General features: G+C 67.9%; 23 protein-coding genes and 1 pseudogene. 17 read left to right on the forward strand and 7 right to left on the reverse strand.

The genetic code is table 11. The features are described 5' to 3' along the window. Positions 1 to 148: 148 nt before the first annotated feature. The 4 genes from C6Y14_RS06700 (at position 149) to C6Y14_RS06715 (ending at position 4,760) form a co-directional block, all read left to right on the forward strand. Positions 149 to 739 (forward strand): TetR/AcrR family transcriptional regulator, encoded by a 591-nt coding sequence (locus tag C6Y14_RS06700; protein WP_107015564.1) that lies wholly within the window; start codon positions 149 to 151, stop codon positions 737 to 739. Between the two features lie 228 nt (positions 740 to 967). Next, positions 968 to 3,259, forward strand: coding sequence for an MMPL family transporter (locus C6Y14_RS06705; protein ID WP_107015565.1), 2,292 nt, complete (start codon positions 968 to 970; stop codon positions 3,257 to 3,259). A gap of 218 nt (positions 3,260 to 3,477) precedes the next feature. Beyond that, positions 3,478 to 3,984, forward strand: coding sequence for a YbaK/EbsC family protein (locus C6Y14_RS06710; protein WP_107015834.1), 507 nt, complete (start codon positions 3,478 to 3,480; stop codon positions 3,982 to 3,984). Next, positions 3,981 to 4,760, forward strand: a complete 780-nt coding sequence (locus C6Y14_RS06715) for an EamA family transporter (protein ID WP_107015566.1) — start codon at positions 3,981 to 3,983, stop codon at positions 4,758 to 4,760. Before C6Y14_RS06710 ends, C6Y14_RS06715 begins: the two co-directional genes overlap by 4 nt. 78 nt (positions 4,761 to 4,838) lie before the next feature. On the opposite strand, the gene C6Y14_RS06720 is transcribed toward C6Y14_RS06715, so the two are convergent. After that, positions 4,839 to 5,159: a ribonuclease domain-containing protein gene (locus C6Y14_RS06720; RefSeq protein ID WP_107015567.1), complete on the reverse strand. Its 321-nt coding sequence runs from the start codon at positions 5,157 to 5,159 to the stop codon at positions 4,839 to 4,841. Positions 5,160 to 5,287: 128 nt separating this feature from the next. Here C6Y14_RS06720 and C6Y14_RS06725 point away from each other — a divergent pair, with 128 nt between their 5' ends. Both C6Y14_RS06725 and C6Y14_RS06730 read left to right on the forward strand, forming a co-directional pair. Further along, positions 5,288 to 6,706 (forward strand): TIR domain-containing protein, encoded by a 1,419-nt coding sequence (locus C6Y14_RS06725; protein ID WP_107015568.1) that lies wholly within the window; start codon positions 5,288 to 5,290, stop codon positions 6,704 to 6,706. 192 nt (positions 6,707 to 6,898) lie between these two features. Beyond that, positions 6,899 to 7,813: a phosphotransferase enzyme family protein gene (locus tag C6Y14_RS06730; RefSeq protein ID WP_107015569.1), complete on the forward strand. Its 915-nt coding sequence runs from the start codon at positions 6,899 to 6,901 to the stop codon at positions 7,811 to 7,813. 3 nt (positions 7,814 to 7,816) lie between these two features. Here the strand turns inward: C6Y14_RS06730 and C6Y14_RS06735 are convergent, their stop codons facing one another. Continuing rightward, positions 7,817 to 9,190, reverse strand: a complete 1,374-nt coding sequence (locus tag C6Y14_RS06735; RefSeq protein WP_107015570.1) for a sporulation protein — start codon at positions 9,188 to 9,190, stop codon at positions 7,817 to 7,819. Between the two features lie 212 nt (positions 9,191 to 9,402). Between C6Y14_RS06735 and C6Y14_RS06740 the strand changes: the two genes are divergently transcribed. Then, entirely contained in the window at positions 9,403 to 9,966 is a 564-nt protein-coding gene (locus C6Y14_RS06740) for an ATP-binding protein (RefSeq protein WP_107015571.1), read from the forward strand. 320 nt (positions 9,967 to 10,286) lie between these two features. Next, on the forward strand, positions 10,287 to 10,583 hold the full coding sequence (locus tag C6Y14_RS06745; protein WP_107015835.1) for a hypothetical protein: 297 nt from the start codon (positions 10,287 to 10,289) through the stop codon (positions 10,581 to 10,583). Between the two features lie 407 nt (positions 10,584 to 10,990). On the opposite strand, the gene C6Y14_RS06750 is transcribed toward C6Y14_RS06745, so the two are convergent. Next, positions 10,991 to 11,770 (reverse strand): GntR family transcriptional regulator, encoded by a 780-nt coding sequence (locus tag C6Y14_RS06750; protein ID WP_107015572.1) that lies wholly within the window; start codon positions 11,768 to 11,770, stop codon positions 10,991 to 10,993. 163 nt (positions 11,771 to 11,933) lie between these two features. Between C6Y14_RS06750 and C6Y14_RS06755 the strand changes: the two genes are divergently transcribed. From C6Y14_RS06755 to C6Y14_RS44855, 4 genes are all read left to right on the forward strand, one after another. Further along, positions 11,934 to 12,275, forward strand: coding sequence for an SCO3933 family regulatory protein (locus C6Y14_RS06755; RefSeq protein ID WP_107015573.1), 342 nt, complete (start codon positions 11,934 to 11,936; stop codon positions 12,273 to 12,275). Beyond that, a complete protein-coding gene (locus C6Y14_RS06760; protein WP_107015574.1) occupies positions 12,275 to 13,579 on the forward strand; it encodes an FtsK/SpoIIIE domain-containing protein in 1,305 nt (434 codons plus the stop codon). Before C6Y14_RS06755 ends, C6Y14_RS06760 begins: the two co-directional genes overlap by 1 nt. Next, positions 13,576 to 13,773, forward strand: coding sequence for a hypothetical protein (locus C6Y14_RS06765; RefSeq protein WP_107015575.1), 198 nt, complete (start codon positions 13,576 to 13,578; stop codon positions 13,771 to 13,773). The genes C6Y14_RS06760 and C6Y14_RS06765 overlap by 4 nt, the downstream gene beginning before the upstream one ends. A 298-nt stretch (positions 13,774 to 14,071) precedes the next feature. Next, on the forward strand, positions 14,072 to 15,424 hold the full coding sequence (locus tag C6Y14_RS44855; protein ID WP_107015576.1) for a replication initiator: 1,353 nt from the start codon (positions 14,072 to 14,074) through the stop codon (positions 15,422 to 15,424). A 159-nt stretch (positions 15,425 to 15,583) separates the two neighbouring features. Here C6Y14_RS44855 and C6Y14_RS06775 read toward each other — a convergent pair whose 3' ends face one another. Next, positions 15,584 to 16,126, reverse strand: coding sequence for a hypothetical protein (locus C6Y14_RS06775; protein WP_159074186.1), 543 nt, complete (start codon positions 16,124 to 16,126; stop codon positions 15,584 to 15,586). A gap of 73 nt (positions 16,127 to 16,199) precedes the next feature. Next, positions 16,200 to 17,651 carry a recombinase family protein gene (locus C6Y14_RS06780; RefSeq protein WP_107015578.1) on the reverse strand — a complete coding sequence of 484 codons (1,452 nt, stop codon included), beginning with the start codon at positions 17,649 to 17,651 and terminating at the stop codon, positions 16,200 to 16,202. A 26-nt stretch (positions 17,652 to 17,677) separates the two neighbouring features. Here C6Y14_RS06780 and C6Y14_RS06785 point away from each other — a divergent pair. Beyond that, a pseudogene (locus C6Y14_RS06785) lies at positions 17,678 to 17,800 on the forward strand (EamA family transporter); the annotation flags it as partial. A 115-nt stretch (positions 17,801 to 17,915) separates the two neighbouring features. Continuing rightward, positions 17,916 to 18,914: a helix-turn-helix domain-containing protein gene (locus C6Y14_RS06790; RefSeq protein WP_107015579.1), complete on the forward strand. Its 999-nt coding sequence runs from the start codon at positions 17,916 to 17,918 to the stop codon at positions 18,912 to 18,914. Between the two features lie 192 nt (positions 18,915 to 19,106). On the opposite strand, the gene C6Y14_RS06795 is transcribed toward C6Y14_RS06790, so the two are convergent. Then, complete coding sequence (locus C6Y14_RS06795) at positions 19,107 to 19,547, reverse strand: ATP-binding protein (protein ID WP_107015580.1); 441 nt, start codon at positions 19,545 to 19,547, stop codon at positions 19,107 to 19,109. Positions 19,548 to 19,785: 238 nt separating this feature from the next. On the opposite strand from C6Y14_RS06795, the gene C6Y14_RS06800 reads away from it, so the two are divergent. The 3 genes from C6Y14_RS06800 to C6Y14_RS45815 are packed head-to-tail and all read left to right on the forward strand — an operon-like array spanning position 19,786 to position 21,137. Then, positions 19,786 to 20,637: a helix-turn-helix domain-containing protein gene (locus C6Y14_RS06800; RefSeq protein WP_107015581.1), complete on the forward strand. Its 852-nt coding sequence runs from the start codon at positions 19,786 to 19,788 to the stop codon at positions 20,635 to 20,637. A 6-nt stretch (positions 20,638 to 20,643) separates the two neighbouring features. Beyond that, complete coding sequence (locus tag C6Y14_RS06805; protein ID WP_107015582.1) at positions 20,644 to 20,856, forward strand: DUF397 domain-containing protein; 213 nt, start codon at positions 20,644 to 20,646, stop codon at positions 20,854 to 20,856. A gap of 5 nt (positions 20,857 to 20,861) precedes the next feature. Further along, entirely contained in the window at positions 20,862 to 21,137 is a 276-nt protein-coding gene (locus tag C6Y14_RS45815; protein ID WP_107015583.1) for a DUF397 domain-containing protein, read from the forward strand. Here C6Y14_RS45815 and C6Y14_RS06815 read toward each other — a convergent pair. Further along, positions 21,047 to 22,213, reverse strand: a complete 1,167-nt coding sequence (locus C6Y14_RS06815; RefSeq protein ID WP_107015584.1) for a serine hydrolase domain-containing protein — start codon at positions 22,211 to 22,213, stop codon at positions 21,047 to 21,049. The genes C6Y14_RS45815 and C6Y14_RS06815 overlap by 91 nt on opposite strands. Positions 22,214 to 22,227: the final 14 nt, after the last annotated feature.

The following is a 22,227-nucleotide window of genomic DNA, read 5'->3' on the forward strand; positions in this document are numbered from 1 at the left end:
GCTTTTCCGGTGGGCGGGGCCCGGCAACTCGTGGTTCCGGGCGGACGCGTGACCCACCACACGTACGAAACAGTTTCGTTTCGTTGACGCGCAGGGTATCTTCAGAGGAGTACGAGACAGTTTCGTTCGAGCGGAAGCGGTGAATGGGATGGCTGAGACAGCAACGACGCGTCGCAGCCGGCTCACGCCCGAGCGCGAGGCCGAGTTGTACGAGGCCGTGCTCGACCTGCTCCGGGAGGTCGGTTACGACTCCCTGACCATGGACGCCGTGGCGGCCCGCACCCGGTCCAGCAAGGCCACGCTCTACCGCCAGTGGGGCGGCAAGGCCGAACTGGTGGCCAGGTCGGTCCGGCACCACAAACCGGTCGGCATCTCCGTCGTGGACACCGGTTCCCTGCGGGGCGACCTCCACGCGATGACGACCCGCCAGGACGACTGCGAGATGGAGCAGAACTCCTCCCTCATGCGCGCCCTGGGGACAGCGGTCCACTCGAACCCCGATCTGCTGGCCGCCCTGCGGGAATGGCTGGTCGAACCGGAACTGGAAGAGATGCGCCAGGTGGTTCAGCGTGCCATCGACCGCGGCGAGGTCCGAGCGGACAACCGCGCGATCGACTACGTGCTGCACATGATCATCGGAGCCTTCGTGGCCCGGACGATGATCGACAACGAGCCGCCGACGCAGGCGTTCCTCTCCTCGTACATCGACGCAGTGGTCATCCCCGCCCTCGTCGCCTGACCCCACCCCCCGCACCCCACTTCGAGAACCAGCCCCGCCCCTCTCCGGCCCTTCCCCTGGCCCACCCTTCGCTCACGCACCTGACGCGACCGCTCACGTCGTCGGGCCGATGATCCCTGCCCTGATGCCGGCGCCGATGCCAGCCATCGCATCGCCCTGTGCGCCACCGGCGCATCACCGAGCCGCATCACCGACCTGCATCACCGACCTGATCGGGAGTACGCCCTCGTGGCAACGTTCCTCTACAAACTCGGCCGGCTCGCCTTCAGGCGACGGCACTTCGCCGTCCTGATATGGGTGGCGCTGCTGACGCTCGCGGGCGTCGGAGCGGCCTCCGCGCCCGCCGCGGGCACGACCTCCTTCTCCATCCCGGGCACCGAGGCGCAGAAGGCCTTCGACCTGCTGGAGCAGCGTTTCCCCGGCGCCAGCGCCGACGGAGCGACCGGGCGCATCGTCTTCAAGGCGCCCGAGGGACAGAAGATGACGGACGCCGACAACAAGGCGACCGTCGCGAAGACCGTCAAGGCACTGGGCGACGGCTCCGAGGTCGTCTCCGTCACCGACCCGTACACGACGAACGCCGTGAGCAAGGACGGCACCGTCGCCTACACGTCGGTGCGCTACGACGTGCCCGGGATGGAACTCGCGGACTCGACCAGGGACGCCCTTGAGTCGGCCGGCGAGTCGGCCCGGGACACCGGCCTGACCGTCGACGTCGGCGGCGACGCGCTGGAGGCCGGGGCGGAGATGGGCGCGACCGGCGAGATCATCGGCCTCGCCCTCGCCGCGGTCGTCCTCGTCGTCACCCTTGGTTCGCTGGTCGCGGCCGGACTGCCGCTGCTGACGGCGATCATCGGCGTCGGCATCGGTGTCTCCACCATCACCGCGCTCGCCAACGCGCTCGACCTCGGCGACACCACCTCGACGCTCGCGCTGATGATCGGCCTCGCGGTCGGTATCGACTACGCGCTGTTCATCGTCTCCCGCTACCGGGCGGAACTGGCCGAGGGCCGCGACCGCGAGGAGGCGGCGGGCCGCGCCACCGGCACCGCCGGCTCGGCGGTCGTCTTCGCCGGACTCACGGTGGTCATCGCCCTGGCGGGCCTCGCGGTCGTCAACGTCCCGATGCTCACCAAGATGGGCCTCGCCGCGGCGGGCACGGTCGTGGTAGCCGTCCTCATCGCGCTGACCATGATCCCCGCGATGCTCGGCTATGCGGGCGGCAAGATCCGCCCGGCGAACGAGAAGCGCGAGGACAAGCGCGAGGACAGGGCCAAGGGAGAGGCCCAGGGCAGGGTCGAGGGAGAGGCCAAGGACAGGGCCAAGGTCACCGGTGCCTCGGCGGGGCAGCCGTCCAGGCCCAACATGGGCACCCGCTGGGCGAGCTTCGTCATCCGTCGCCCGGCGGCCGTACTGCTGCTCGGCGTGGTCGGCCTCGGCGTGATCGCCGTACCGGCCACCCAGCTGGAACTGGGCCTGCCCGACGACGGCTCGCAGCCGACGTCCACGACGCAGCGCCGGGCGTACGACCTGCTGTCGGAGGGCTTCGGCCCCGGCTTCAACGGTCCCCTGATGATCGTGGTCGACGCCAAGAAGAGCGCCGACCCGACGGCCGCCTTCACGTCCGTGACGGACGGCATCAAGGGCCTCAAGGACGTCGTGACGGTCACCCCGGCGACGCCCAACAAGGCGGGCGACACCGCGACGATCACGGTGATCCCCGACTCCAAGCCGTCCTCGACACAGACCGAGGACCTGGTCCACGCCATCCGCGCCCAGAGCGCCGACATCAAGGCGGACACGGACGCGGAGGTGCTGGTCACCGGCACCACGGCGATGAACATCGACTTCTCGCAGAAGCTCAACGACGCCCTGGTCCCGTACCTCGCCCTGGTGGTGGGCCTGGCCTTCCTCCTCCTGATCGTGGTCTTCCGCTCGATCCTGGTCCCCCTCAAGGCGGCGCTCGGCTTCCTGCTGAGCGTGCTCGCCGCGCTCGGCGCGGTGGTCGCGGTCTTCCAGTGGGGCTGGCTGGCCGGACTGATCGGCGTCGAGGAGACCGGCCCGATCATGTCGATGATGCCGATCTTCATGGTGGGCGTGGTCTTCGGCCTGGCGATGGACTACGAGGTGTTCCTCGTGACCCGTATGCGGGAGGCGTACGTGCACGGGGAGTCCCCGAGCCAGGCGGTCGTCACCGGCTTCCGGCACAGCGCCCGCGTCGTGGTCGCGGCGGCGATCATCATGATGGCGGTCTTCGGCGGCTTCATCGGCGCGAGCGACTCGATGATCAAGATGATCGGCTTCGGCCTCGCGATCGCCGTCTTCTTCGACGCGTTCGTGGTCCGCATGGCGATCGTCCCCGCGGTCCTGGCCCTGCTCGGCAAGAAGGCCTGGTGGCTCCCGAAGTGGCTGGACCGCGCCCTGCCGAACGTGGACGTCGAGGGCGAGGGCCTGCGGGCACTCGACACCGCACGCCCGACGGCTTCTCCGGACGAGGACCGGGAACTGGTCCGCGCCTGACACGGCGGCCGGGCAGGCGCCCCGGAAGGGGCGCGAGGAACGGCGCGGCCGGCCACGGGCGGCCTGCGGCCGGGCCACCGCGCGCGGTGCGTCTTCCGCCTGCGGCCCGGTGGGGGTCGCCCGCGCAGTTCCCCGCGCCCCTTCCGGGGCCCAGCCCCGCCTGCCCGCGTCCCTTCCGGGGGCACAGCCCCGTCCGCCCACCGACTAGCGTGCTCTTCATGACCGCCGCCGAAGAAGAAGAGACCGCAGCCCACCCCCGTTTCGCCGAGGCCGTACGGAAGTTGGGTCTCGACGACCTGCTCCCGCGGATCCGCCGCTTCCCGGAGGCGACCCGCACCGCCGCCGAGGCCGCCACCGCACTCGGCTGCGAACTCAGCGAGATCTGCAAGTCGTTGATCTTCGCCGCGGACGGTGTCCCGGTCCTCGTCCTCATGGACGGTTCCTCCCGCGTGGACCTCGACCTCGTCCAGCACGCACTGGGCGCCGAGAAGGTGACCCGGGCCAGGGCCGACCTCGTACGCGAGACGACCGGGTACGCGATCGGTGGCGTACCCCCCTTCGGACACCGCAGCAAGACCCGTGTCCTGGCGGACCGTTCACTGCTGGACCACGACATCGTGTGGGCCGCCGCGGGCACCCCGTACTCCGTGTTCCCGATGGCCCCGAGGACCCTCATCGACCACGCCGGCGGCACCCTCGTGGACGTCCGCGAGCAGTCGGCGTGACCCCGCTGGTCACCGCGGCCGTCCTGGTCGCGGCGGTCACCCACGCCGGCTGGAACGCGATAGCCCACCGCATCACCGACAAGCTGGTCGGGTTCACGCTGATAGCGGGCGGGGGAGCGCTCATCGGCCTGGCCCTGGTGCCGTTCGTCCCGTTCCCCGCCGCGGAGGCCTGGCCGTACCTGATCGCCTCGGCGGTCATCCACGTCGCGTACTACGTCCTCCTCATGCGCTCCTTCCGGCTGGGCGACTTCGGCCAGGCGTACCCCATCGCGCGCGGCACCGCGCCCCTGGTGGTCACCCTGCTGGCGGCCCTCTTCGCCCACGAGGTGCCCGACGGCTGGGCGGCCGCGGGCATCGCCGTGTCGTGCACGGGACTGACCGGGGTCGCCCTGTGGGGCCTGCGCGGAAGCCGCCCGAACTGGGCGGCGATCGTCGCGGCGCTCGCGACCGGCCTGACCATCGCGGCCTACACGGTCGTGGACGGCCTGGGCGTACGCGCCTCGGGCTCCTCCCTCGCCTACATCGCCTGGCTGATGGCGGTGGAGGGCGTGGCGGTCCCGGCGTACGCGCTGTACCGCTGGCGCGGCGAACTCCTCGCCGTACTACGCCCGTACGCGGGGGTAGGCCTCCTCGGCGCGGCCCTGTCCGTCGCCGCGTACGGCCTGGTCCTGTGGGCCCAGACTCAAGCGGAACTGGCTCCGGTGGCGGCCCTGCGTGAATCGTCAGTCAAGTCTGGCTCATGCGGTAATAATTTCGCTGGCCAGAAGCCTGAATGAGGCCATTCGTATACCCCGGTCTCCTCCTGTGCCGTGAAGCCTCTATGCGATCTATCAGCCTGCTCGACATCCGTTCCGCTACCGGATGACCGCCTGGAAGGTCTTGTAATGATCATCGGTGTAGTAGATCTCGCCACCCTGCCCGGCCACGATGCGCCGAGCCCCGCGGTCTCGTGCCCCCGGGGTCTCCACGGTGTACTCGCGGTAGTAGCCCCGCGGTCGGTGTGGCAGTCGGTGCTCGAAGTTCGAGAAAGCGGCACCGTCCTGCGCGTACGAGAAGGGGCCACCCTTGTCCACGAGGGCGAGCGCTCGGAGGGTCTCGGTGGGCAGCCGAGCCTCCTGGACGGTGCACATACCTTGCGCCCAGCTCGCCGCCAGCTTCGCTGAAGCCGAGGCCATGGGTGCCTCCTCGATATCGTGAGTCCATGCAGGCTTGACCGCCCAACGACAGATCGCCGTAAGACTCTGTAAGATTACACCTTACAGAGAGGGTTCGGCTTGCCCTCCAGGCGGAAGTAGAGGATCCGATGTCGATCAACAACCCGGCGGCCGAGTCGCGTGACGTGCTAGCGGCTGCGCTTCAAGATCTCCACCGGCAGGCAGGTAAGCCCACCCTGCGTGCTCTGGCTGAGCGCATCGGAACGGTCAGCCACACGACAGTGGCCGACGCCCTCCGGGGTAAGCGGCAAGCCTCATGGGCAACCGTCAATGCGATTGTTCGCGAACTAGACGGCGACGAGGAAAAGTTCAGGCGACTCTGGCAGTCGACCATTGAGGACGCGAGCGGGCAGCGGGCTAGGGCTACCTCTCCCCACGTGACGGGCGGCGAACCCATTGGCTTCTGGTGCTACAGCCGTCGAGATGACGAATTGGATGGCGGAAGGATTACCCGCCTTGCTCAATCCATTGCTTATGAGTTCGAAATCATCACAGGTGAAGAGCTAAAGGTATTCCTGGATGACACGTCGATCTCGTGGGGTGAATCCTGGCGTGCCCGGATTGATATGGCATTGTCGAGTGTTACGTTCTTGATCCCTATCGTGACTCCGCGATTTCTTAAAAGTCAAGAATGTCGAAAAGAGGTAATCACTTTTGCTGGCCATGCGACTAGCTTTGGCCTGGAAGAGTTGCTATTGCCGATTCACTATGTAAATGTGCCGCAACTCACAGATGGGGAATCTGAGGATGAAGTGGCAGCGCTTATTGCGCGGCGACAGATGGAAGACTGGCGCGAACTTCGTCTAGATGATGAAAAGTCGCCCAGATATCGCCAAGCGATCCATAAGCTCGCTCTAAGGATCAGTGAGATCCTCGAAGAAGCTTCGGTCCCACCTCCGCCTGTGCTAACGCCCGTGGACGGGGATGTCGATGAGCCAGGTTTCATTGAGGTCATGGCAGCAGCGGAAGCGGCCCTTCCTAAGTGGCAGGCGACCGTTGAGGAGTTCGCAGAGGTCACCCAATCAATTACTGCGGAGATTGGGTGGGCCACTCATGAGATGAATGCTTCGGACGCGAGAGGGGGAGGGTTTGCGGGCAGGGTGCGAGTTACTCAGGAATTGGCCAAGCGTCTAACGGATCCGGTTAGGATCATTTCGCTACTCGGCGCCAAATACTCGACTGAACTCCTTGAGATCGACCCGGGGATTATCTCACTCATCAGGCAAGCTTCCGAAGGTGTGCTTGACGAAGAGGATGAGGAGGCGGTAAAGGAGTTCATCCATCATCTCAAGGAACTTGTTAGAGTTACTCAAGAGGTGACACCCCAGCTGAAAAATTTCTCGGAGGGTGCGCGACAATTGGCCAGAGGGAGTCGCCATATCCGCCCTTTGATGAACGATATCGACGCCGCGCTGCAGAAAGTTGTGGATGGTCAAACAATTATCGATGAGTGGGATCGGCTAATTGAAGAATTTAGGAAGGATGGAGTGGGTTCCAGTTATAAATGAGTTACTCAATGCTGGCTCGGGTGAGTGGGTTGCTGTGGAGGATATGGAGTGAGATGGGGCGGCTGGGGCGCTCACCCCTCGTTCGAAGATGCTTCTGTCGGTACGGTCGTTGCTGTGTCCGGTACACGTCGGGTTGGTCACCCGTTGATGTGAGCCGGTAGATCGCGCGCGACTAGGGGAGCTGGTACGGGCATGGCGGTTGATGCTGCTCGGGCGGAACAGGGGTTCACGTCGGCGGGGGCTACGCGGGTGATGGTTGCCGCGTGCCGGGCTGCGGGCCTTAACGACAGAGGCGCGGAGTTGATCCGGCTCGGGGAGAACGCGCTGTTCCGGCTGGCCTCGGCGCCGGTGATCGTGCGCGTGGCCCGGGGGGAAGAGTGGATACCGAAGGCGCGCGTTGAAGTGGCCGTCTCGCGGTGGCTGGCGGGGGAAGGGTTTCCCGCCGCTCGCATCGTTGAGGATCTTGAGCAGCCGCTTCTCATCGACGGTCACCCGGTGACGTTCTGGCATCTGATCGTTGAGGGTGATCGGAAGGCGACCTATGGGGAGTTGGGTGGCGTCCTGCGTGACCTGCACTCCTTGACCGTGCCGGCTGGGCTGGAGTTGCCCGCGTTCGAGCCCTTCGACAAGCAAGAGCTGCGGATGAACCTCGCCGTGATTCCGGAGGATGACAAGGCCTTCCTGCGGAAGCGGTGGCGGGAGCTCCAAGGCAAGTACGCGGAGCTGCGGTTCGAGACGCCCAAGGGGCCCGTGCACGGTGATGCCCACGTGCAGAACCTCATGGTCGACGATCAGGGGCAGGTCATCCTGATCGACTTCGAGAACTTCTGCTTCGATCACCCGGAGTGGGACCTGATGGTTACGGCCGTGGAGCATCACAGCCTCGGGTGGCAGACCGATGAGCAGTACGGCGACTTCGTGGCCGCGTACGGGCGGGATCTGTACGACTGGCCCGGGTACGAGACGCTGCGTGGTCTCCAAGAGTTCGGCATGACGACGTGGCTGATGCAGAACGTGCAGGAAGACGAGAAGACGGCGGCTGAGTACCGCCGGCGTATCGCTGGGCTGCGTAACGACGATGGACCGCGGGACTGGCGGCCCTGGTAGTCCCTACTCGTCGTCTTCCAGTCGGGCGAGAGCGTCGTGCACCTGGTCGTTGAAGGCGGCCACGGTCGGGTTCGTCGCGTGGGTGCTCACCTCGGCCTGGAAGTCGGTCACGTAGCGGAGGAAGCGGGAGGACTGGAGGCTGTCGCCACCGTCCACGGCCAAGCTGGCGGTGGTCACGGCGGCCTCCAGCTCGCCGTTCAGGAGATGGCTTTGGGCGAGCACCATGCGGCAGAAACCCAGTGTGCGGGCGTACTTCGGGTCGGTTTCGTCGACCGCGCGCTGTGCGGCCTCGACCGACTCACGGCGCATCTTGAGATCGCGGAAGCAGTGGCAGATCTCGCCCGTGAGTTCCGCGGAGTCGAAGTAGCTGAGCCAGCCTGGATCTTCGCCCGCGTCGGCGTGCTCGAAGTGGCGTTCTGCTTCGTTCATGGCCCGGCCGGCCGCGATCGGGTCGCCCGCGTTGGAGAGTGCGCGGGCTTCCATGGCTGAGTTCAAGGCCATGGCGCGTGGTGTGGCTCGGCCCTTCGCGCCCTCGACGGCGGCGCGCGAGAGCTGGATGGCTTGGGCGTGGTTGCCGAGGTAGTTCGCCTGGTGGCTGAGGTTGCCGAGGATGCGGGCGCCGAACATCCGATCGTCGATGACCTGCGACAGCCGCAACGTGGACGTCAGGTAGCGGTGGGCGAGTCGGTGATTTCCAGTGTCGTACGCCGTCCAGGCGAGTAGCTGCGAGACCTCGGCTGCGGCACCGAAGAGCGCGTTGCCCACTTTCTCGCTGTAGCTGGCGTCCAGGAGCGGCAGGACCTCGTGGCGGAAGTAGTGGCGCAGTGCCTTGTGGCCGTGGCCTCCGCCGTACTTGAAGTCGAGCTGCATGAACATGCTGCCTGCGTCCCGGATCGCGCGTACGTCGCGCATACCCACGCGTTGATGCGCGGGCCTGTCGGCCTGGACGCCATCTGGACGGGCGATCATCCATGACAGGACAGCGGAGTTGAGGTCGGCCTCTGCGATGGTCAGTTGATCGGGGGACGTGGGTTCCACGCGTTCCTCGGCGAGTCCGTCCAGCAGGGTGAGTACGTCGGGGACGGTACCGGGATAGCCGATCGGCTGCGGGGCTGTTGGCTGGGCGTGGTCGAAGAACCCGAGATCGCCCGGAGTGATACGGCGGCCCAGTTTGGTGCCGAGTACGTCCGCCATGATCGCCACTGTTTGCGGTTGGATGCCCCCGCCGTTCCGCCATCGCTGGACGGAAACGTGCGTTGTTCCAAGCCCTGTGCCGCGTTGCGTGGCGGCGTCCCGCATCCGCCGTGCGAGGCCCTTGTTCGAGACCTTCGCCTCGTCCATGACGGCGGCTAACTGCGCGTTCGGCTCTCGGTTCATGCTCCCCTGCCCAGCCCGAGAATGACAGCGAGTATCCATCCTGTCACAGCAGTCTCGTTCTGAGGGGGTTCATCGGTGAACCCCCATTGTCTTTACCGGCGTTCACGTGGACCCCCTGGTGGACGCTCCCGGCTTCGCCCTTTGCGTCGTGTACTGGCTTGCCAACAGCAAGCGGTGCCGTAGGACCGTTGAGGCCTTCGGAAGGGGACCGGATGGACGCCAAAAGATCTGAGCGCTTGATGAGCGAGGTGGACGCGTTCGCTCACTGGTACGTGGTGCCGGATCCGTCCTCCACTGGTCGCTTCCTGGCGCTGACGCTCTTTGCCGAGTTTCCCGACACCGTGCGTGTGGCGCGTGACATGACGGCTGCGTTCCTGCGTGGTGCCGGTGTGAGCGATGTCGTGGATGACGTTCGGCTGGCTGTCTCGGAGCTGGTCGGGAACGTGGTGAACCATGCGGTCCCGGACCGTCATCTGACGGAGCCCGGGAGTGCGCGACGCATCGATGTGACGTTCAAGCTGTGGCCGAAGTGGCTGTTCGTCGGGGTGGCCGATGAGGACTCGACACCTCCCGTGCTCCCCGTGGGCGAGGCGTTCTCTCCCGGTCTGATGGGGGACCTCTCCGAAGCGGTGTTGCCCGACAGGGGCCGCGGGCTCCTGATCGTCCAGCGTCTCGCGGTGGCGGTGTGGTGGACACCGGAAGACCGGGGCGGCAAGACCGTCTGGTGCCGCTTCGACCTCGACCACCACGAAGCCATGGACAGACCGGGCTCATGATCTCCGGGCCGTCACCTGTCTGTTTACTCCCCCGCGATCGGGAGTGGGCGGCGGCTCGGAAACCGGCCGGGGTGTGACTCCTCCGGCCAAAGGGGCGCGGTCCCTCGTACTTCGGGGGGCTCCCCTCCCGAACGGGGGGCCGCGCTTCACAACTTCATACCGAGACCGGACCACCCCCGCGCCTGGACAGCAACTGGGGTGGTCCGGAAGGGGACAGCGGTCCCCGGTGCCAGATGGTACCGGGGCCGTTGCTCTGCGTTCTGCCCTGGGCCAAAGGAAGTTGACGATCCGTTACCTAGGCCAAGGCAGAGGTGGGCAGGGTGACTGGCGCGGATGAGGGCCGGCTGAGGGACGGACTCGATGTCGCGGGCGAGGACTGCGGTCTGTGGGTGCCGGGCGTCGACTACGTGGCGGGCTGGCGTGAGGCACGGGTGACCGCTGACAGGTTGAATCGGGCGCTCTTACGCTCCGGGTTCGAACTGTCGGACGTCCGCGCTGTGGCCTCAACGGACGGGGACGGTCGCGGGGTCGTACGGGTCGCGGGTTGGCCGGACGTGGTGGAGAGACTCGCTGGTTTCCTGGAGACGCTCGCCGATGGTGACGGTGGTGCGGTGTGAGCGGCGTCCTTCCTGGTGAGTGGCGCGCGTGGGCACGTCGCCGGCCGCAGAGACTTTGGGCGGTAGCTGCCATGGGGCGAGTGACCAGGGGGCCTTACGCTCGCCAGCGGATCGGGCAGTCCTTGGAGCTGCCCGCAATAGCCCGATCGGCCCCCTGGTCTTCGAGGCTCGCCCCATGGGAGCTGCCTAAAGTCTCGGAGGCCGTCGACCCCCAGCCACGCGGGCCCCGGCCCGGCTCGGTGAGTCGACGTCTTACAGCCTCTGGCGTGCTGCGGTGCGGGCAGTCGGGCGACCGGACGGGATCGGCGGTCACGCCGCACGCCCGGCCGGGGCGGCCGGGCTGCCCGGCGCGCCGCAGGCGCGCCCTTGAGGAAGTGAAGACGGTTTCGACCGATGGCCGTTGCCGATCATGCCGGGCGGCGTCGGGTGGTCTGCTTGTCGGCGGTGATCCGGTAGGCGAGTTCGGCGCGGTCCGCACCGACGCGGAACTCTTCGAGAATCAGCGGGCGGTCGTTGGCGCCGTGCGTGACTCGGGACAGGTGCAGGATCGGGGTCGCGTCAGGGAGCTGGAGTGTGGTGCGCTCGTCTGGCATCGGCATGTGGGCGCGGACGGTCTCCGACCACCACAGCTTGTGTCCGGCCTGGGTGAGTGTCCGGTAGACCTCGGCCGGTGTCTTGCCCGGCTCCTCCGCGAGCGCAGGGGCGCCCTCGGTGACCTCGAAGGGGATCAGCGTGCGGTGCATCGCACGGGTGCCGGTCTCGGGGTCGGTGAGCAGGCGGTCGCATCCGAACAGCGCTTCCTCCTCGTTCAGGGCGAGGAAGTGGCCCGTGGTCTTGGTCGTGCGCGTGCGGTAGGTGCTCGGCTGCTCGGCTTCGGTCCAGACGTCGCCGTTGGGCATGACGAACTGCCCGTCGGACGTGCGGCTGATGCGGCGCTCGATGGTGAGCGCGGGTTGGCTGCCGGAGCGTACGAAGCTGCCCTTGCCGTGGCGGACATCGATCAAGCCTTCCGCTCGCAAGGCAGCAACGGCATTGCGGACCGTGGGACGTGAGACCTGGTAGCGGGCCATGAGCTGAGCCTCGGACGGCAACAGGGAGTCCGGGGTGAACTCGCCCGACAGGATCGCCCCCCGGATGGCGGCGGCGACCTGCTGATAGAGGGCTCCGGGGCGTTGGATCTCCGTCATCTGAGCACCTTCGGGTCGGTGTCGTAGGCACGTCGCACGCGCGACATCACTCGTCAGCATAAGTAGTTGCACCCTCGCCGTACAGAACTCCATAGTCGTAACTCGTAAGGACAAGTGACGTCTGAATATGTCGGGCGTCCTGACTGGCCAAGGAGGCCATGCAATGCAGTCCATTCCCGTGGACACGGCGCGGCTCGGCGTACTGCGGTGCGCCATCGCGCCCGAAGCGAAGATCAGCAACTCCGAGACACAGGAGGTGAAGAAGGACCGCGACGGCCAGACCGTCTACACCGTGGCCGTCACGGTGCGCCAGGACCGGCGGCGTATCTCCGTGATCGAGATCGCGGTGAGCGGTGAACCGAAAGGCATCGAGGAAGGACAGACCCTCAAGGTCACTGGACTGGTGGCGTTCGCCTGGGCGATGGGCGACCGGCACGGAATCAGCTTCCGCGCGGACGCCATCACGCCCGTGCACGGCACCGTCTTAAAGGCCGGTGGTGCGTGATGAACGGTTCGATCGCGCTCGCCCTCGTCCTCGCCGTACTGGCGTGGGTGTTTGTTGTCGGTGACCTGCTGCGGCGGCATCGTCCGGCCTGGCACTGGTACCTCACCGGATACCCGGCCACCACCTGCCGGGTGCTGTTTACCTGGCGCAAGGTCGCCCTGCTCAACGACCTCTCCGTCTCCCGGCGCCCGCCCCGCGGGCTGCTCGGGGACCTGGTGGTCAAGGGCGACCCGCTGCGGCCGGTGGCTCCGCGGATCTCCTTCCCGCGCGCCACCCGCCTGGGCCTGACCGTGATGGTGCGCCTGCACGCGGGCCAGACCCCGGCCACGTACCTGAAGGCGGCTGACGCCTTCGTGCACGCGTGGAAAGTGCACGCGGTACGGGTCACCTCGCCGGAACGCGGACTCGTCCTGCTGACGGCGACCGCCACCGATCCGCTCCTGCGGCCGGGGCTCGCGACGGCTCCCGCCGCGCTGCTGTCCGCGCTCGTTGGCGTCCTGGAGAGCGGCGGCGCGTGGGTAATGGATCTGCGGCTCATCCCGCACTGGCTTATCGCGGGCGCCACCCGCTCCGGCAAGTCCACCCTGCTGGCCCGGCTCATCACCCAGCTCGCCCCGCAACCCGTCGCCCTGATCGGCATCGACTGCAAGGGCGGCATGGAACTCGGCCTGTTCACCAGCCGCTTGAGCGTGCTCGCGACCTGCCGACGGGAAGCTGTCGCGATCCTGGGCGCGCTGGTGGTCGACATGCAGGACCGGATGAACGCGTGCCGCTCGGCCGGAGCGCGCTCCATCTGGGAGCTCCCCGACAGCCTGCGGCCAGTGCCGGTCGTCGTGATCGTCGACGAGATCGCGGAGCTGTATCTGTCCGACGGCAGACGGGAGAGCAAGGCGGAAGCCGAACAGTGCTCCGTCCTCCTCCTGCGGCTGGCGCAGCTCGGTGCCGCGCTCGGCCTGCACCTGGTCGTCGCCGGCCAACGCGTCGGCTCCGACCTCGGCCCCGGCGTCACCGCACTGCGCGCCCAGCTCGGCGGCCGGATCTGCCACCGCGTGAACGACCCCGGTACAGCAGAGATGACCCTGGGCGACCTCAACAAGGACGCCGTGGCCGTCGCCCAGTCGATCACCGCGACAGAGCGGGGCGTGGCCGTGTGCACCGGGCCGGACGGCGGCTGGAGCCGTGCCCGCTCGCACCTGACCACCACCGAAGAGGCCATCGCGGCGGCACAGCGGCACTCCGCCCTGGCCCCGGAAATGTCCGCCATCCGCCGCGCCCTCGCGGCCCTGGAAGGAGACGACAAGTGATCAGCGAAGGAACAGCGTTCACGTTCGCGGTGATCTTCGGGATCATCACCGTCCTCCTCGTCCGCTCCCGCGACGTACGCGCCTGGGAAGCGGTCTGCGTCGGCCTCTTCGGCATCTACCTCGGCCAGACCCCCGTGATCTTCACCGTCCACGGACTCGTCACCTGGTTCGTCACCGGGTTCTCCCACACCTGATCAGAAAGGACACGACGCCATGCCTATGCCTCGCGTGAGGTGCCCCTACTGCAAGGGCGACGGGGCCCGCAGGACCTGGACCGGACGACTGCGCCGCTGCCGCGTCTGCCGGGGCGCCGGAACCATCCGCTGAACCCACGAACCACCCCCGACCAGCCACAGGAGTGATCCACATGACCGACTGCGCGCCACCCACCACCACCCGTGCCGCTACGGCGGCCCACCCCGGAAGGTCACCACCATCACACCCGAGAACACCTCGGCTGACAGGCGCGCCACACTCGACCGCGCGGCGCGCCTGCGTCAGCTTCCCGAAGCAGACCGCGACGCAATCCGCATCGCCCAAGATCCCCAGTTCACACGCTGGCTCGGACAACTCATGGCCACGGGCGGATGCGCTCACCCTGTGCACCTGTCCGGCTCGACGACCACCCTGGACGCGACGACCGGCGAAATCCTGCGCCACTACGACACTCGCGACGAACCGGGGGAGCGGCTCTCCGTCCGCTGCCGCAACAGACGGGCCACCGTCTGCGCCCCATGCTCACGCCTCCACGCAGGCGACACCTTCCACCTCGTCCGCGCTGGCCTGATCGGTGGCAAGAACGTCCCCGACGCGGTCCGTCATCGGCCCCGACTCTTCGTCACGCTGACCGCGCCGTCCTTCGGTCCGGTCCACCGTGCCGGAGACGACCGCTGCCAACCCCGACGGGATCGGACCAACTGCGAACACGGCCGTCCCTTCGGCTGCGGCGCGGTCCATGACACAGACGGATCCCTCGTCGGCCAGCCCCTCTGCCCCGACTGCTACGACTACACAGCTCACGCGCTCTGGCACGCGCACGCGGGCATGCTGTGGGACCGCTTCGTCATCGGCGTCCGCCGACACCTCGCCTCCTCCGCAGGTCTCGTACAGTCCCGTTTCGCCGAGCGCGCCCGGCTGTCCTTCGCCCGCGTCGCCGAGTATCAGAGGCGCGGTGCCGTCCACGTTCATGCCGTCGTCCGCCTCGACGGCCCGGACGGACCGACCGACGAACCTCCGGCTTGGGGCACGGTCGCCCGACTGACCGACGCGGTGCGCGCCTCTGCGAGTCGGGTCGTCGTCCGCACTCTCCACAGCCCAGCAGTTGGGGAACTCGCTCTGCGTTGGGGGACTCAGGTCGACACGCGACCACTCCGCGCCGACGGTCTCGGACCGGATGACGACGCCGTGGCCGCGTACGTCGCCAAGTACGTGACCAAGGGAGCGAACGAGACCGGCGCCGGCACGGACCACAAGCTGACCAACTGGGCTGATATCGATACGGCTCCGGTCTCCGACCACGTTCGCAGCCTCATGCGCGTCTGCTGGCGCCTCGGTGGTCTGCCTGAGTACGAGCCTCTGCATCTTCGTCTCTGGGCGCACACTCTCGGCTACCGCGGCCACATCCTGACCAAGTCCCGCGCCTACTCCACGACATACGCGGCCCTCCGTGCCGAACGAGCCCGCCACGTAGGCCACGCATACATCCCCGCCACGATCACAGAGCGGAGTTGGCGCTACGTCGGCTCCGGCCACACCCCCGGTGGCGCTCTCTTGGCCGCTGGAGTTGCGGAAGACATCGCCTCGAACCGTGAGAGCGCCCGAGACGAGATCGAGGCGCCCCGATGACCAAGCGCCGCAGCGAGCAGTGGACTCGCGCAGTGGAGCGGCAAGCGGCCAAGTTCCCCGCGCGGATCGGGCCGAAGAGCGCTGTACGACTTGCGCGGCTCCTCGGCACTGGATCAAGAGACTCCTGACGTGGGCGTGAGGGCCAACGCGTGCTTCGCCTTAAAAGCCGTCCTGCACAGGGATGCCGGGTGCGAAGTGGCCGACTGCGGCGATCAGTCGATCCTTGTCCAGGCGCCATCCGGTCACTACGCGCGAGGACATGACCGTATCGGCGGGGACCGGAACAAGATGCTTCACGATCGCGCGGGCTTTCGGGCCGTCTCCGGGCAGGGCCGGAGAACCCTCCCGCCGGCTGACTCCGACGTAGGGCAAGGAAGCGCTGCCCGTGGCCTGCCGCCACAGTACGAAGCTTTCGATGTCTCCCCACGGAACGTGGGCAGTGGTGGCCTTGTAACGGACCGGGCTTCCGCCGAGGAGTACACCCGTCTCGTCCACTCGCAACGCGACCTTGCGGCTCAGCGCCGTATACGCCAAGAGCAGCCCGCCTGCACCGAACAGGGGCAGGCCCAGTATCCGTGCGAACAGTGGAATGTCCGGGAGCAGCAGGGCAGCGGTGAATACGGCGGAGACCGCCACTAGGCCCGTGGTCTTGCGGTCCCAGCCGTAGCGCTCCTGATATGCGGATGAGCTGTCACCAGTCATAGCTAGATCATGACGACGGCCGACTCATTGCGGAAGGCTTGTGGGCAGTGCGGCGAGGAGACGAGAGAGGGCCCTAGTCCAGCGGATTCGGCTCGATCTCCACCCGGCCGGTGTCGAACCCCGGGCCACCCTTGCGCCTCGGCGGGCCAATGATCACGGCGGCGAACAGGAACCGATAGATCGCGTTCATGCGCGCGTAGTCCTTCGTTGACTCCAGGCGTTCCCAACTCGCTTCGGCGTCCGGGCCGGCGATTCCTTCCAGGACCGCGACCGGCCGTTTGACGGTCCTCCGCTGTCGTTCCTTGAGCCGCTTGAGGATGGGTGCGCGCATCGACTGGAAGTCGGCCGTCGTGAAATCGTCATCGTGGAGCCACAGTTCCTTCAGCTCCTCCAGCTTCGTCCGGTCCTTCTCGTCGGCGACGACATCGGCCTCGGGGCGTGTGGTGGCGGCAGGCTCGTAACCAGAGGTGTCCAGCTTGGTCAGAACCTTGATCGCCACGTCTCGCACGAACTCTTCGAGAGGCCCAGCCGAAACGGCACGGTTGCACTTCTGCTGGTCGGTGTTGTCGGAACGGGTGCACCGGTAGTAGGCGCACCGACCGCTGTTCGTGCCGCCCATGCGTGCGCCGCACGAGCAGGTGGCGATTCCGCGTAGGAGGTAGTTCCGAACAGGACGCTTCTTCGTGTCCTGATGCGCCTGGGCGCGATACTCCCGGAGCCGCTGGACCTCGTCCCACTGCCCCCGATCGATGATGGCGGGCCACGTCCCTACGGCCACTTCTTCACCCAGGTGGAATCGCAGACCGGCCACGAAGTGGGACGACAGGAGATGGCGGACGTTCTCAGGGTTCCAAGCCTTGCCCTTGGACGTGGGGATGGCGCGTGCGACGAGATCTTGGGCCAGGTGGTTCGGTGACTCGCCGTCCAGGTACCTGCGGTAGACCTCTCGGACGATCTCCGCTTCCTCCTCGACGATCGCCCGACCGTCCCTGGTGTAGCCGTAAGGACGGTTGCCCACATGCGGGTTGCCCTCGCGGGCCTTGTCCTTCAAGGCGTCCTTGAGTCGGCGTGATGAGTCGTCGGAGGAGCGGCACGCGTGGGCCACCTCGATACGGAGGATGAACCGGTCGTCGGGGTCCGACAGATCGCGTCGGTTCGCCTCGCCGTGCAGCAGGATGCGCTTGTCGTCGGCTATGGAAAGTAGCTCTTCGAGATCCTTGGGCTGCCTCATGAGGCGGTCGGGGTGGTAGACGATGACGTGGCGGATCTCGTCGGCCGTCATCGCCCGTAGCATCTCCTCCCACCCCGGCCGCTTACGGTTGCGCTGCCATGCGGAGCGGTTGTTGTCCACGTAGACGTGGGTCGACTCGACGCGGAGTTGCAGGCGTTCGGCGATGTCCCGGCAGATACGCTCCTGGCGGTCCACTCCGGTCTGGTCCTCGTCGCGGGTATGAGAGATGCGGCAGTAGATCGCGGCAGGCTCGCCCGGTGTGATGGTGGCCTTGCCTAACTTGGGTCGGCTCATGCCAAACACGGTACGAGCCCGGTATGACATCGATCATCGTGGGCGCGGCCATAGGAGCCATCTTCTTCAAGGAACGCTTCGGAGCACCGCGCATCGCGGCGGCGGGCCTGCTGGTGATCGGGATAGGGCTGATGTTGCACTCCGGGTAGACGTCGTACCGGGTCCGGCCCCTCCAGGGGCGCGGGGAACTGCGCGGCCGACCCCCACCGGCCGGCAGCCGACACACGGCCCGCCGTAAGCGGAACCATGTGGTTCACTACGTGCGTGCTGCAAGAATCGTTTCTGCGGACCCTGGATCTGCCGGTGGCCGACCGGTTCGAGGCGTGGACGCAGCAGTTGGGCCGCACGCACGCGCCCATGGAACTGGCCAGCGACCGCGCGGCGGACTACCGCGGGCACCAGCGTGTGATCGGGCTCGGGGACGTCACGGTGTGGCCGGCGACCTTCGACCACCTCGTCTTCCGCCGTACACCGAAGCTCGTCCGCCGGTCCGATCCCGAGGCCTTCCACCTCTCCCTGCTGCTGCGGGGCGAGGGCGAGGCCGTCTGGGGCAGACAGCAGGCCGCGTACGGGATACGCGACTTCCACGTCAACTGCTCCTCGCGGTCGTACGACATCACCACCGGACCCGACCCGGTCACCATCGTCGGCGTCGAGATACCGCGGACGCTGGTGGCCCTGCCGGCGGGCCAGGCCGACCGGGCGATCGGGCGCCGGATATCGGGCCGTGAGGGGACCGGCGCGCTGCTCGCCCAGTTCCTCGTGCAACTGGCGGCGGACACCAACCCGTACCGGCCCTCGGACGCGCCCCGGCTCGGCACGGTCGTCGCCGACCTGGTCACCGCCGTCTTCGCGCACGCCGTGGACGACGACCTGCGGCTGCCGCCCGAGACGCACGACCGGACGCTGTTCCTGCGCGTCAGGGCGTTCATCCACCGGCACCTGGCGGACCCGGACCTGACCCCCGCCCGGATCGCCGCCGCGCACCACATCTCGCGCAGTCACCTCTACCGCCTCTTCCAGACCGAGGACGTCTCCGTGGCCGCGTACGTCCGCGACCGCCGACTGGCGAACGCCCGCCGGGACCTCGCCGACCCGGCCCTGAGCACGACCCCGGTCCACGCCGTCGCGGCCCGCTGGGGCTTTCCCCGCGCCCCGGAGTTCACGCGCGCCTTCCGCACCGCGTACGGGCTCCCGCCGGGCGAGTTCCGCAGGCAGGCGCGTTTCGCGGACACACAGACCTGTGGACGCCCGGCCAAGTAGACGGGGACCGAGGGCCAACGACAGACGGACGCCCGCCGAGCATCCTTGTGATCACCGCGTAACGAGCGGGCCCGAGGGGGGCTTCGGGACGGCCGGGCCGGAGGCGTAACAGGATCGCGGGGGTGTCCTGGTACGCCTCCGGCAGGCCGGACATCGGGCTGGCGCGAGGCACGCCGAGGAACTGGCCGTAGCTCAGACGGCGGCGGCCAGCTCGCACCACACGTACTTACCGCTCCCGCTCACGCCGTCGCCGGCGAGCGGCTGCCAGCCCCACTCGTCGGAACAGGCCCTGACCAGCGCCAGCCCTCTCCCTCCCTCAAGCAGGTCGTCGAGCAAGTCCTCGACGGGGCGGAGGAGTTGCGGCGGTCCGGGAGGCTCCGGGTCCGCGTCCCAGGCCCCGATCCGCAGCACACCCGCCGCCCAGAGCACCCGTAGCGCGGCGGGTCCCTTCGTGTGTCGTACGGCATTGGAGACCAGCTCGGCCGCGAGCAGTTCGGCGACGTCGACGAGGCGGATGAGCCCGTGGACGGTCAGGATCAGACGGAGGGTACGGCGGCTTACGGTGACGGCGCGGGGGTCGTTGGGGATGTGGAGGGAGTACTCCCAGGGGGCGTGGATCTCGGTTTCGGGCATGCGTCAACTCCGTGTGGGTGGTGGGGTCTAGGCGAGCTGCGGATGATCGCGGGCGGTGGGCATGCCTCAGCCGTCCCGGCAGGACGGAGTGGTGCGCTTCCGGGGTCCCGGTGTGCCGCAGGGTGTGCGTCGCGTCACTGACGGTAGGACCTAAATTTAGGTCTCCGCAAGCCGCTGCCGTAATCTTGCCCTCGAACGAGTCGCGAGCTCCCGGTGATCGGGGGCGAGGAGGAAGTACATGCCGCGTCGCCCGCAGCCGACCGCCCGGCAGGCACGCCTCGGTCTTGAGCTGCGAAAACTACGCGAAGCCGCAGGTCTCAAAGCGCGCGAAGCGGCAGCTCTGATCGGCGCCGATTCCGTGCAGATGAGCCAGATCGAGTCGGGTATCTCCGGGGTGAGTGCACAGCGGTTGCGCCGCTTGGCTTTCAACTACGACTGTACGGACGGTGCATTGGTCGACGCCCTGGTGGCGATGGCGGCCGACCGTGCACGCGGCTGGTGGGAGGAGTATCGGGGGCACCTGCCGACGCCTTTCCTGGACCTGCCCGAACTGGAGCACCATGCCAAGTACCGGTGGGATGTGGACTTCCTGCACATCCCGGGCCTGTTGCAGACGTCGGACTACGCGCGGGCGCTCTTTACGTACGTCAACCCGGAGTATCCGCCGGACGAAGTGGAACGCTGGGTGGAGCACCGGATGAAGCGCAGGGTCATCATCGAGCGCTCCGACCCGACCCCGTACGAGACCGTGATCCACGAGGCGGCCCTGCGTATCAGGGTCGGAAATCGGGTCACGACGCGAGCCCAACTCCTCCGTGTGCTCGAACTCTCCGAAGCCGATCACGTCGACGTTCGCGTCATCCCTTTCGAGGTGGACGGCTTCGGCGGCGCCGGAAGTGCCATGGTGTACGCGGGCGGCCCCGTGCCCAAGTTGGACACGGTTGTACGTGACAGCCCCAACGGCCCCGTTTTCGTCGACGCTGAGGTGCAACTGAGCCGCTACAGAACACTTTTCCGTAGAGTGGAGGCGGCCTCGCTTGACCATGGCGGTTCGCGTGACTTCATCCGCAAGCTGGCGAAGGAGCTTTGAGGGCACATGCTCATCCCCAACATATGGACGAAGTCATCCTTTTCCGGCGGTGGTCAGGGTGACGCGTGCGTCGAGGTGGCTCACCGCAGGACCCACATAGCCGTCCGTGACTCGAAGACCCCGGCCGGAGTCGCTCTCGCCTTTCCGGCCGGAGCGTTCGTCACCTTCGTCGAGTCCTTGAAGAACCCGGGCCCGCCCGAGCACCGCATGGAACCGTAGGGCCCATGACAAGGTGGCGGAAGTCGTCCTACTCAGGCGGCGGCGAGGGAAACGACTGCGTCGAGGTTGCGGCCACGCCCACGCGCATCCTCGTCCGCGACTCGAAGATGCCGACGGAGGCCACCCTCAGCCTCCCGACCGGCGTCTTCGCCCTCTTCCTCGAAGCCCTGAAGCCTGCCGACGGCCCCGCCTACGCCCCCAACGCCGCCCGCACCGCCCGTACCAACCCCTGCGCCCGCGGATCCGCCGTGACCGTCTTGCGGAAGCCGTTCGTCACGTAGGCGAAGGCCGTGCCCGAGTCGGGGTCCGCGAAGCCCAGGGAGCCGCCTCGGCCCGGGTGGCCGAAGGAGCCCGGGGCCAGGAACGGGGACGCCGAGCCGTGGAGCATGTAGCCGAGGCCGAAGTTCGTGTTGACCACCAGGACGCGGTCCGGGCCCGCGGACTCCTCCGTGCGGGCCGCCGCCAGGGTCGACGGAGTGAACAGGCGCGCAGCGCCGTCCACTTCGCCGATCAGGGACGCGTAGAAGCGGGCCAGCCCGTCCGCCGTCGCGATGCCGTTCGTCGCGGGGAGCGCCGCCGCCCGGTACGCCGGGTCGTTCTGGTCCGGGAACGGGGTGATCGCCGCGAAGGCGCGTCGGGTGAGGGAGTCCGGGTCCTCGTAGGCCTCTGTGACCGATCGTTTCGGGCGTGCCCGAAGGGTTCCGTCCCCGGCCGTGGGAGTCTCGACGCGGCCCACCCTGCCGACCCGGCCCGCCTCCCGCTCCGGCAGTCCGACCCACAGGTCCGCGCCCACCGGCCCCGCGATCTCCCGTGCGATCCAGTCGCCGATGCCCTCGCCCGTGACGCGCCGCAGCAGTTCACCGACCAGCCAGCCGTACGTCAGCGCGTGGTAGCCGTGGTCCGTGCCGGGCTCCCACACCGGGGCCTGGCGGGCGACCGCCTCGGCGCCCCGCAACGGGTCCAGCGACTCCTCGGGCGTGAGCGGGTGGTCCAGGACCGGCAGCCCGGCCCGGTGCGAGAGCACGTGCCGGACCAGCACCCGCTCCTTGCCCGCCGCCTTGAACCCGGGCCAGTACTCGCCCACCGGCGCGTCCAGGTCGAGCAGCCCCCGCTGGCGGAGGAGGAGGAGTGCCGCCGCCGCGACGCCCTTGGTCGCCGAGCGCACGATCTGTGCGGTGTCGCGCTGCCAGGGGGCGCCGCCGTCGATGTCCTTCGTGCCCGCCCACAGGTCCACGACCTTCCGGCCGTCCCGGTACACGGTCACGGCCGCGCCCCGGTCCCCGAGCGTCTCGAAGTTCCGTACGAACGCCGCCTCGACCGGCTCGAAGCCCTCGGCCACTGAGCCGTTCACATCCACCACGTCCGTACCCG

The sequence above is a fragment of the Streptomyces dioscori genome (assembly GCF_003024195.1).
Lineage (GTDB): Bacteria > Actinomycetota > Actinomycetes > Streptomycetales > Streptomycetaceae > Streptomyces > Streptomyces dioscori.